Genomic DNA, 531 nt, shown 5'->3' with positions numbered 1-531 from the left:
TTCCTTGGCAGCGGCGTCGCGGCGTTCGGCCAGCTCGCCGCCGCTGGTCTGGGCGGTGTCGAGCCGGTGCCGCCAGGTGGCGCAGTCCTTGTCGAGCTGGGCCAGCCGGCGCTGCCGCGCCTCGCCCTCGCGGCGCAGCTCGTCATGGCCCGAGCGCCGCGCCATCATGGTCATCCGCGCCGCCTCCACGGTCAGGCGGATATCCTCGATCTCGGCCCGCGCGGTGCCCAGCTCCTCGAGCTCGGCGCGGGCGCGCTCGGCCTCGGCCAGCCTTTCCCCGGCCTCGCGGACCTCCTCGGCATGGCGGTCGACGGCGATCTCGGCGCTGTCGCGACGGCTCTCGGCCAGCGCCCGGTCGGCCTCGGCCCGGGAGGCGGCGCGCGAGGCCTCGGCCACCGCCCGGTCGGCGTCGCGCCGCGCCTCGCGGGCGGCGCGGTCGGCCCCGGCGAGATCCTCGAGCCGGGCCTTCAGCGCCTCGTGGCGCGCGCGGGCGGCGGCGGCCGCGGCCTCGGCGGCGGCGCTGTCGCGCGA

General features: G+C 79.7%; 1 pseudogene. It reads right to left on the bottom strand.

Going from position 1 to position 531, the window contains the following annotated elements:
* Positions 1-531: pseudogene (locus tag ACXYMW_RS16485) on the bottom strand (chromosome segregation protein SMC); the annotation flags it as partial.

This window comes from Roseivivax sp. CAU 1761 (genome assembly GCF_054482755.1).
Note: the sequence above shows the minus strand (reverse complement) of the source record. Positions and strands in the feature narration are given on the sequence as shown.